The 10229-nt window shown below is 46.3% G+C and carries 2 protein-coding genes; both read left to right on the top strand.

The features are described from left to right. Positions 1-1551, top strand: a 1551-nt coding sequence (locus tag AWT60_RS18295; RefSeq protein WP_256928567.1) for a condensation domain-containing protein, incomplete at its 5' end; no start/stop codon positions are given. A 22-nt stretch (positions 1552-1573) separates the two neighbouring features. Continuing rightward, positions 1574-10229, top strand: an 8656-nt coding sequence (locus AWT60_RS18300) for a non-ribosomal peptide synthetase (RefSeq protein ID WP_218677592.1), incomplete at its 3' end; no start/stop codon positions are given.

A 10229-nucleotide genomic window follows, 5' to 3' on the forward strand; every position in this document is an offset into this window, starting at 1 on the left:
GGAGATTCCATTAAAGGCATTCAAATGGCAAGCAGACTCACGCAAGCAGGCTGGAAGCTCGATATGAAACTTCTATTCCAGTATCCGACCATTGCAGAGCTGCGACCATATATAGAGGAAGCCGATCTCCTCACAGCCGACCAATCACCTGTCGAAGGAGAAGTCATTTTCACACCGATTCAGCGCTGGTTCTTTGAACGAAGCTTTACGAATCAGCATCACTGGAACCAATCGATGATGCTTCATGCGCCAAATGGTTTAAATGAGAAAAACGTTCAGCAAGTACTGGAACAGCTCATGATTCATCATGATGCCTTGCGAATGGTGTATCCGCTCGAAGAAGGGCGCGTCATCCAGCGTCATCGAGGAATCGAGGAAAACAATGTAGCAATTGATGTGGTGGAAGTAAAAGGAGAGCTGTCACAGCAAATCCAGCAGGTAGAAAAGCTGGCAAATGAAGTGCAGGCGAGTATATCGCTAGCAGACGGGCCTTTAGTGAGACCTGCCATTTTCCGAACGGATCAAGGGGATCATTTATTGCTTGCTGTGCACCATCTTGTCATTGATGGTGTGTCATGGCGCATTTTCCTTGAAGATTTCATGGCTCTTTATGAACAGTCGAAGCGCGGGGAAACTCTTACCCTTCCTGAAAAAACACACTCCTTCCAAGAATATGCCCAGAAGCTGACTGAATACGCTGTGTCAGATGAGCTGCTATCGGAAAGAGATTATTGGAAAAAGGTGCTTGCGCATTCCGCTCCTCCGCTTCAAAAGGATCATGTCACGGAGGATCAACGAATGCTTCATACACAGACCGTTCGTTTTACATTGTCTGAAGAGGAAACACGCAGTCTGTTGACGGATGTACATGAAGCCTACCAAACAGAAATCAATGATATTTTGCTGACGGCATTAGGGTTGTCCATGAAAGAGTGGACAGGTGAAGACAGGCACTTTATTCATCTTGAAGGGCACGGGAGAGAGGACATCCTCCCTGCGGTTAATGTATCACGGACCATCGGCTGGTTTACTAGTATGTATCCTGTGTTATTGGATATGTCGCATGCAGACGATCTTTCTTATCAGATCAAGTATTTAAAAGAGGAACTCAGACACATTCCGAACAAGGGGATCGGCTATGGCGTTTTAAAATACTTAACGCCTGACAAGATGAAGGACGATATTGATTTTCAAGTCACACCAGATATCAGCTTTAACTATCTTGGTCAGTTTGATGAACAGATCGGCGGCGGTGAATTGAGGCGCTCTCCATGGCATGCAGGACAATCGCTGAGCCCTGAATCTGAGAAACCTCATGCGCTGGATATTGTTGGTTTCGTAGAACAAGCAGTGCTCCATGTGACGATTTCCTATCATCACCTTGAATTCGAAGAACGTACGATGGAACAGTTCAAGGAACTCTTAGAAAAGAATGTGAAGGCACTGATCTCACATTGTCTATCACAGGATGAGAGTCAGATCACACCTAGTGATGTGGGGGATGAGGATCTCACTATGGATGAACTTGAAAAGCTAATGGATCTATTTTAAGCAAAAATGAAGAGGTGGACTTATGAGCAAGCAGAAAATTCAAAAGGTATATCCTTTAACACCAATGCAAGAGGGCATGCTGTATCATGCCATGCTAGACCCTAATTCCTCCTCTTATTTCACACAGCTTGAGCTTGGAATAAGCGGAGATTTTGATCTCGATCTTTTTGAAAAGAGTCTCAATGAACTCGTACGGACATATGACATTCTGCGTACAGCCTTTGTCTATCAACAATTACAAAAGCCTCGTCAGGTTGTACTGGCTGAACGTCATTTAAATGTGTATAGAGAAGATCTATCTCATCTGAATCATCAAGAGCAGAAAAAGGTATTGGATCAATATAAAAAGCAAGTGAGAAAGCAAGGATTTCACTTAACGAATGATCTGTTGTTGAAAGTCGCTGTTTTTCAATTAAATGAAACAAACTGGCACCTGATTTGGAGCAACCATCACATTATTATGGATGGTTGGTCTATGGGTGTGTTGATGAAAAAACTGTTTCATTACTATGAATCTTATCGGAACGGCCGAACGCCGGATCGCTCACAAGGTAAGCCTTATGCGGACTATATCCAGTGGCTTGGAAAGCAAAACAAACAAGAAGCGGAAGACTATTGGAAGGAGCGGCTGGATGGTGCTGTTCAGCACCAAGGGCTGCTGCAGCAAAAAGAAGCGAACGGACAATATGACCATCAGGAATGGACGTTTACATGGGACGCTCAAACCGTACAAGCCATTCAAGATGCGGCAAGACAATGCCAAGTGACAGCACCGAACCTTTTTCAGGCTGTCTGGTCCGTTCTTTTAGGCACCTATCATGCAGCAGATGATGTCACATTCGGAACAGTCGTATCAGGCAGACCTCCAAGTGTGTCTGGGATTGAGCGGATGGCAGGGCTGTTTATCAATACGATACCTGTTCGGGTGACATTGGATCAGGAGCAGACCTTTAAACAGCTGTTTCAAACGGTTCAGCAGCATGCACTGGAAGCGGAAAACTATGATTTTATGCCGCTTTATGACATTCAGCAGAAAACAGCTGCTGGAGGAAAACTCTTTGATCATTTGGTTGGGTTTGAAAACTATCCTTTAGATCAGGAGCTGTCTGGTGACACCATGTCTGCACGTCTCGGTTTTGCCATTGATGTAAAGGACGGATTTGAACAAACGAATTTCGATCTCAATGTCCTTGTCTATCCTGGTGAAACGTGGACATTGACATTCAAATACAATGCGATGGCTTTTGAAGAAAAGGTCATTGAAAACATATCAAAACATCTGACCAACCTCATGAAGCAAATCATTCACAATCCTGATGTACGCCTTCATGAAGTGACATGTATTACAGAAGAAGAAAAGCAGCAGATTGAAGCTTGGAACCAGACGGAGCGAGATTATCCGAAGCACCTGTCCATTCCTGAGCTGCTCCATGAACGTATCAAGGCGCAGCCTGACCATCTGGCATTAGTCGAAGGCGAGCGAACATTCACATACGAAGAGCTTGGACAGGAAATCCGTCGTTTAGCCAGCAGTCTTGTAGAAAACGGCGTTCAGCGGGGGGATGCTGTCGCGGTATATATGAACCGATCAGCAGATGCGGTGATCTCTATTTTAGCCATTTTACACGCAGGGGCTGCTTATGTACCGATTGATCCAGCTCAGCCTGAGGAGAGAATCCGTTGGATGCTTGAAGACAGCGGCGTATCCATTTTGCTCTATGCTGACAGCCAGCCGCCAGTTGATGAAAGCATCAAAGCTGTTCGTGTGACCGGCATGTCTCATCACTCACAAGCGGAGTTATCAGTCGAGACGTCTCCATCTCAATTGGCATATATCATGTTCACATCGGGATCAACTGGACGGCCAAAAGGAGTTCAAATTGAGCATCAGCATATTGTGAGGTTAGCATGCTCTCAGGAAAAAATAGGGTTGAACACGTCGGATCGTATGGCGCATACAGGAGCTGTCAGCTTTGATGCGATTACCCTTGAAATCTTCACTACGCTTCTGAATGGGGCGACGCTTTATCCTGTTGACCGTGATACTTTATTGGATATTCACCGATTCGAACAATTTATCCAAACACATCAGATCACAGCGCTCTTTTTAACGACTGGTTTATTTAATCAGCTCGCTCAGCAGCGGCCGCAAATGTTCAAAGGGTTAAAAACATTATTCACCGGCGGTGATGTGATCAATGTAAAAAGTGCGGAGCTTGTGAAAAAGCATCATCCGTCAATTACCTTGCTGAATGTCTATGGCCCAACTGAAAATACAACCATCTCGACCATTTACGAAGTAAGAGGAGATGAAGCGGGCCCGATCCCAATTGGTCAGCCGATCAATCATACGTCAGCTTATATTTTAGATAACTATCAAAGACTTCAGCCAATTGGAGCCCCAGGAGAGCTGTATGTGGGCGGAGATGGTGTTTCAAGAGGGTACATCAAACGTCCAGATTTGACTGATCAAGTATTCATGGCAGATCCTTTTAAACCGTCAGGACGGATGTATCGAACAGGGGACTTGGCTAGATATGGTGCAGATGGTCAGATTGAATTCCTCGGCCGTGCCGATGATCAGGTGAAAATTCGTGGTTTCCGTATTGAGCTTGGTGAAATTGAATCAGTGCTTCACCAAGAAGCGGGCATAGATGAAGCAGTTGTACTTGTTCAGCAGCTCTCCTCAGATGAAAAGGAAATCATCGCTTACTTCACAGGGACACTGACAGAAGAAGAAGTACGAGATGTATTCAATCAAAAACTGCCAGCATATATGGTGCCGCACCATGTGATGAAGCTGGATACCTTTGCGCTGACATCGAACGGGAAGGTAGATCGAAAAGCTTTACCTAAGCCTGACGAAGTGCATCGCGAGGAAATCAAAATCATTCTGCCTGAGACTGAGACAGAAAAGGCACTCGCTGACATTTGGGAGGAGCTTCTTGGGAAAACGGTTGGGGTAGACGAGCATTTCTTTATGGCTGGCGGGCACTCGCTCAAAGCGATGATGATGTCTGCGAAGGTTCAAGAAGTGCTTCAAAAGGAAGTGCCGATTCAAGTGATTTTCGAGAAGCCGACGATTCGCTCATTAGCGGCTTACATCGATCAGGATGGTCAAGAAGAAACCGGACATCCTATTTTGCCAGCAGAGCAGGCGGACGAATATCCGGTATCACCAGCTCAGCGCCGTTTATATATTTTGCAGACACTTGAACCTGACAGCACGAATTATCATATACCGATCGTCTTAACGCTTGAAGGAACACTCGAATATCAGCGGCTCAAATCAGCATTTAATCAGTTAATCCAATCACATGAAATCTTAAGAACGAGCTTTCATATGAACGGAGAAGACATTGTCCAAAGGGTGCATGAATGGACTGAATTTGACCTTCCCGTTCATGACATCAAGGAAGAAGAGGCGGAGGCAATTCTTACTGAACGTCAATCGCCATTTGATTTAACAGCAGCACCCCTTTTGCGGGCTCAGCTGCTGAAAGTCAGTGAGAACCGTCATCTTCTCGTCTTGGAAGCACATCATCTCATTACAGATGGCAGCTCCATGAAGACATTCATTCAAGATTTGGCGAAGGCTTACGATGGAGAAGCTCTTGCTGAACGAGCCCTTCATTATAAAGATTACGCTGTCTGGCAGCTAAGTGAAGAAGAAACGGAGAAACAGAAGGAGCATGAAGCGTATTGGCTGAAGCAATTTGAAGGAGATTTACCGGTTTTAGAGCTGCCAACTGATTATCCGCGTCCAGCAGAACGTGATTTTACTGGAGAACGATTCATGTTTGGCTGTGATCAAGCAACGACTCAGCGCATTCATGAACTGCTTCAGAAAACCGATACGACCATGTATATGTTCTTATTATCCGCCTTTCAGGTGCTGCTTGCCTCCTATAGCGGGCAGGAAGATATCATTGTGGGTTCGCCTGTTGCTGGACGGACACACCCTGATATCCAGGACATGCCGGGGATGTTTATCAACACCATTGCGATGCGCGGAAAACCAGAACAAACCAAAACATTTTTACAGCTGCTTGAAGAAATAAAAGAAACAAGTGTTGATGCTTTTGCACATCAAAGCTATCCGCTCGAAGAGTTAATTGCGAATCTTCCATTAGACCGTGATACAACTCGGAGCCCGCTTTTTAGCGTGTCATTTAACATGCAGAACATGGAGGTATCGGCGCTAAAGCTCGGCGATCTGCACATTTCGCCTTATGCCATTCAGCATCACTCGGTCAAATTTGATCTATCTTTAGAAGCATTTGAACGCGAGGGAGCATTAAAGTTGAGCTTTGACTATGCAGCGGCGTTATTTAAAGAAGAGACCGTCCGCCGGTTCGGAACTCATCTTCTGGCGATCATTCGGGAGGCAGTTCGTCATCCGGAGGAAAAGATCGGCTTGCTCCATATACTGGATCAGCATGAACAAATAGAGCGTCTGGAGAAAAAAGCCGAAGGGCAAACGAATCGTCATGAGCCATTCCATGTCCAATTTTCACGTCAGGCGAAGGAAACACCGGATGCTATCGCCGTCATGGATGATCAAAGAAAACTCACCTACCGCGAGCTTGAGGATATGTCATATGCACTTAGCTGTGAGCTTAAAAAACGAGGCGTCGAGAAAGAACAAACTGTGGCACTGATCCTTGACCGCTCTGTCTATGTCATTGTCTCCATGCTTGGTGTGATGAAAGCAGGAGGAGCGTTTGTCCCGATTGATCCGGCCTTTCCGGCTGAACGAATCCGCTACACATTAGAGGATTCAGGTGCACAAGTCATCGTGACAAATGAGTCTCTAGCAGATTCCTATCAAAATCATAAGTCGATTCAAGTGGTGCAGGTTGAACAAGCAGTGCATCAAAGCCATCCAATAGAATTGCCGGAAGTGTCGGCTGATCAGCTCGCTTATGTCATTTACACATCTGGGACAACGGGGAAGCCGAAGGGTGTACAGCTCACGCATCGTAATCTATCACACTATGTCAGCTGGCTGATAAATGAGGTGACATTGCAGGAATGTGATCGGACGGCACTGCTTTCTTCTTATGCATATGATCTTGGTTACACAAGCATTTTCCCTGTTTTAAAAGCAGGGGGGACACTCTATGTTCCTCGTGAAGACGTGTATACAGACCCTGTACGTCTGATGCGGTTGATTGATGAACAAGAGCTGACTTATATCAAAATGACACCATCCTTATTTCATATGATGGCAGATTCTAAGGAACATTCATTTAATGCTTTACGCCTGGTGGTACTTGGAGGAGAACCGGTGATCCCTGAGGATGTTGAAACATTTATGATGCAGCATCCATGCGTGGCAGTCATGAACCATTATGGTCCGACTGAGACAACCATTGGTACAGTGACCAAGCTGATCACACCGCTAGAGCTGGACGCTTTGAAGGAACGATCTTTGATCGGACAGCCAATTGCTCACACAAGAGCGCTCGTATGCAATCAGCAGCAGCGTCTTGTCCCTTATGGCGCGCCGGGAGAGCTTTATATATCTGGAGAAGGCGTGTCGAGAGGATATTTGAATCAGCCTGAATTAACAGCAGAACGTTTTCTTGAAAATCCATATGATCCTCAAGAGAAAATGTATCGCACAGGGGATTTGGTCAGACAGCATGCAAATGGAGATATTGAGTTTCTTGGAAGAGTCGATGATCAAGTGAAAATCCGCGGCTATCGCATTGAGAAACAGGAAATTGAGCATGCCGCACGTGCTCTGGCATCTATTCAAGAAGTCTATGTAAAAGTCCTGCACCTGTCTGGGTTGCCGGAGCTTGCACTCTATTACACAGCGCCAGAACACATTGGAACACTGACGTTTAGAGAAAATCTTGCGGAGACACTGCCGGATTATATGATTCCAACGTACTTTGTGAAAGTCGATCACATTCCACTCACCCAAAACGGAAAGGTGGATGCGAAGTCTTTGCCGCTTCCGCATGAGGTGCATATGAACCGTACGGCGCATGTGGCACCAGAAACGGAACTTGAGCAGGCGCTGTGTGACATTTGGTCAGAAGTTCTTGGGGTTGAACAAATAGGTGTTCATGACCACTTCTTTGAATTGGGAGGTCATTCCCTCAAGGGCATGGTGCTCATTTCGAAGGTGCAGGCAAAGCTGAACAAGCATGTGCCGCTCAAAGTCCTTTTTGAAAAACCAACCATACGGGCAATGGCAGCCTACTTGGAAGAAACAGATTCTTCGGTGGTGACATCCATTCAGCCAGCGGAAAAGCAAGATTTCTATCCCGTCTCTTCTGCTCAAAAGCGTATGTATGTACTGCAGCAGCTGCATCCAGAAGCAGTCACTTATCATATGCCAGCCGTTTTAATGATGGAAGGCAGCCTTGATGTGAAGCAGCTGGAAGCATCGCTTCAAGCCTTGATCGACAGACATGAATCACTTCGGACAGCCTTTGTAGAAATTGACGGCGTACCCGTTCAAAAAGTCTATCGCCAAGTGCCGTTTACATTAAAGATTGATGAAATAGAGGGCGATCAGGAGCAGTCTGTCATCGAGTCATTCATTACACCATTCTCATTACATCAAGCACCATTAATGAGGGCGAAAGTGGCGAAGCTTTCTGATGAGAAATATGTATTCATGATGGATATGCACCATATCATTGCAGATGGTGTCACACGCAGCCTGCTCATTCAAGAACTCGCAGAGCTGTATGAGAAAAAGACATTACCGCCAGTTCAGCTGCATTACAAGGATTTTGCGGTATGGCAGCAGGAAGAAAAGCAGCAGGCGCTGCTTGAGAAACAGCGGCAGTATTGGCTGGAGCAATATGCACAGCCGCCGGAAGACTTAGCACTGCCTCTTGATTTTCCGCGTCCTCAAGTTCAGTCATTTGAAGGAGGGCGAGTCGATAGATGGTTGTCTGCTGAAAAGGTGCAGTCCATCAAAACGCTTATGGCGGAAAAAGGTGTGAGCTTGAACATGGTGATGCAAACGGCATTTGCCATTTTCCTTTCCAAGTTAACTGGGCAGACAGATATCGTCATAGGTGCTGTGACCGCAGGACGTACGCATGCTTCAATCGAGCGGGTTCCAGGCATGTTTGTCAACACACTGGCTCTTCGAAACGAAGTGCAGCCAGAAGAAACGACAGCGCAGCTGCTTGAAAAAATGAAAGATCGCAGCCTATCAGCCTATGAACATCAAGAATTCCCGTTTGAGGAATTGGTGGCTCAGTTAGATCTTCCGAAAGACACGAGCCGCAATCCATTGTTTAGTGTCATGCTGACAACAGATGACCGTGACCTGACGTTACCGGATTTGAATGGACTCAAGCTGTCGCAAAAGCAGCAAGATACCGTTCATGCAAAATTTGATATAACGCTCGGTGTATTTGAAGAAAATGACCAAGTGGGCTTGCGCTTTGAGTATGCAGCGGCCTTGTTTAAAAAGAGCACCATTCAGCGCTGGAGCAGGTATATTGAAAAAATCATAGACGATATGCTGGCTAAGCTAAATCAGCCAATTTCAGCGCTATCTCTCATAACTGAAGAGGAAAAACGAGAGCTGATCAATGAATGGTCAGGACCAGACCTTGACGTCCCGTTAGATCAAACCGTTCATGCCTTGATTGAGGCTAAGTCACAAGAAGCACCGCACCAAAAAGCAGCGGTCTTCTGCGGAACGAGCTGGACGTATAAAGAGCTGAACCATCGGGCGAATGTAGTCGCTTCAAGACTTATCGCAAACGGCACAAAACCAGGCGACCGCGTCGGTATTCTCACCCGTCCGTCCCTTGACATGACAGCCGCTGTCCTTGGCGTTCTCAAGGCAGGTGCGGCATTCGTTCCAATTGATGCGGATTATCCAGCGCAGCGTATTGCGTACATGCTGGAAGACTGCGGGGCAGAGGTACTTCTGATGCAGAAAGGACTCACTGCACCATCTTCATTCACAGGTCAAGTGTTGTTCATAGAAGATGCCGTAGAAGGAGAAGCTCACGAGATTCAGGTTCATATCAAACCAACAGATCTCGCCTATATGATTTACACCTCTGGAACGACAGGAAAGCCGAAGGGGGTCATGGTCGAGCACCAGTCTCTTGTGAATCTTGCATTCTGGCACAATGATGCGTTCCAAGTGACGAAAGACGATCGAACTGCGAAATACGCCGGCTTTGGATTTGACGCCTCCATTTGGGAGATGTTCCCGACGTGGATCGCCGGCGCAGAGCTGCACATTATCGACGAAGCGATTCGCCTCGATATGATCAAGCTCAATGCGTATTTCAATGAAGAAGGGATCACCATCGCCTTCCTGCCAACGCAGCTATGTGAGCAGTTCATGTCAATGGACAACCATTCTCTGCGTTATTTACTAACAGGCGGAGACAAGCTGAAACAGGTAAAGCCGGTTCCATATCAACTCGTCAATAATTACGGTCCGACTGAAAATACAGTCGTAGCGACAAGCGGAATAATCGATCCAGAAAAAGGCACGATTCCAATTGGAACAGCCATTGCCAATACACATTTTTACATCACGGGTTCTTTATACGACCTGTCGCCGCCAGGCGTACCGGGTGAGCTCGTGATCGCAGGAAAAGGACTGGCAAGAGGCTACTGGAATCTTCCGGATGAAACCGACAAACGATTTGTCCTAGATCCATTTTATCCAGGCG

Origin of the sequence: Bacillus sp. F2HM, assembly GCF_019266135.1 — a bacterium.
Classification (GTDB): domain Bacteria; phylum Bacillota; class Bacilli; order Bacillales; family Bacillaceae; genus Bacillus; species Bacillus safensis.